Here is a 1,386-nt window from a genome sequence, read left to right on the forward strand (position 1 = left end):
CGCAGGGTCAGCAAGTCAGGCGCGCCCGGTCCTGCGCCGATGAAATGCACCGTCATGCGCCGTCTCCTTCGGCGATCGCGGCGGTCGCGGAGCGATCCTGCGAGACCACGCGTGTCGCAATCAGCCGCGCGCGAGGCCCGGCTGCTGCGAGCGCCGCGGCTTCGGCGATCGAACCCGTCCCGAATTTTTCGGCGACAAGCTTCGACTGCGTCGGCGTGTCGATGCCCGCCAGCATATCGGCCGGGACAGCCCTGATCGGAACGCTGCATTCGCGTGCGAGCTGCTTCAACGCCTCCGCGTTGGCCTTGTCGCTAACGGTCGCAAGCGCAGCAAGGCCTTCGGCTCCGCCGGCCGCCAGCAGCGCTTCGCGCAACGAGGCCAGCGTGACGTCCTTCTTGAATCCGAGCCCCGCGACCTTCATCGGACCGCACTCCATTGCACCACGGGACGTGCTGCCTCCCAGGAGCGATAGCGGCCGAGCGGCGCGGCATGGGCGATCTCCACCCGCACCAGCTCGCCACCGTGGCGCTGATGCAACTCGCCGAGCAGCGCTTCCGTCTCCAGCGTCACCGCGTGTGCAACCAGCCGCGTTCCAGGCGCGAGGCGCGACCAGATCGCATCGAACATCGCATGGTCGAGACCACCGCCGATGAAGACGGCATCTGGCGCTTCCAATCCAGCAAGAGCTTCCGGTGCCCTCCCCGAGACGACAGTGATCCGATGCGCCAGTCCGAACGCGGCTGCATTCTTGCGGATGTTTGCAACGCGACCCTCGCGCGCCTCGATGGCGGTCGCCGTCCCGCCGCACCGCGCCCACTCGACCGAGATCGAACCCGAGCCGGCGCCGATATCCCACAACCGTTCGCCGGGACGCGGCGCCAGCGCCGAGAGCGCAAGCGCGCGCATTGGCCGCTTGGTGATCTGGCCGTCGTGGACGAAGAGGTCGTCGGACAGGCCGGAGCTGCGAGGAATGCCCTGCGTCCCCCTCGCCCATACCGCCACCGCGACCAGATCTCCAGCAATGTCCTCGGCAAAGAGGTCGACGCGATGCTGGTCAATGCATTCCCGCGGCCCGCCAAGCGCCTCGAGCGTCCACAACAGTGAGGAGCCCCATCCGCGTTCCGTCAACCACTTCGCGAGATCGCCGACAGCCCTTGCGTCACGCATCAGGCAGATGATGCGCGCATCTCGCACCAGATGCGGCGTCAGTCGCTCGAACGGCGCCGCATGAAGGCCGATGCACGTCACGGACTCCAGCCGCCAGCCCAAGCGCGCGGCAGCGAGCGAGAAGGTCGACGGCGCCGGATGCGCGATCCACTCGTCGCCACCGAGCTTCTCGGCGAGAACAGCGCCTGCGCCGTGCCAGAACGGATCGCCGGAGGCCAG

General features: G+C 68.3%; 2 protein-coding genes. Both read right to left on the reverse strand.

What is annotated here, in order from left to right; all coding sequences use genetic code 11:
* Nucleotides 1-52: 52 nt before the first annotated feature.
* The gene (locus MOV75_RS38155) at nt 53-421 is read right to left on the reverse strand and encodes a cobalamin biosynthesis protein (RefSeq protein WP_247007998.1); all 369 of its coding nucleotides are present in this window, start codon (nt 419-421) and stop codon (nt 53-55) included.
* Nucleotides 418-1,386, reverse strand: a 969-nt coding sequence (gene cbiT / locus MOV75_RS38160; protein ID WP_247007999.1) for a precorrin-6Y C5,15-methyltransferase (decarboxylating) subunit CbiT, incomplete at its 5' end; no start/stop codon positions are given. The genes MOV75_RS38155 and cbiT, both read right to left, overlap by 4 nt.

This window comes from Bradyrhizobium sp. PRIMUS42 (assembly GCF_023006515.1).
GTDB lineage: Bacteria > Pseudomonadota > Alphaproteobacteria > Rhizobiales > Xanthobacteraceae > Bradyrhizobium.

What these genes read in the sequence shown, in the direction of transcription:
- MOV75_RS38155 (WP_247007998.1), bottom strand. Translation starts at nt 421, where the DNA reads ATGAAGGTCGCGGGGCTCGGATTCAAGAAGGACGTCACGCTGGCCTCG.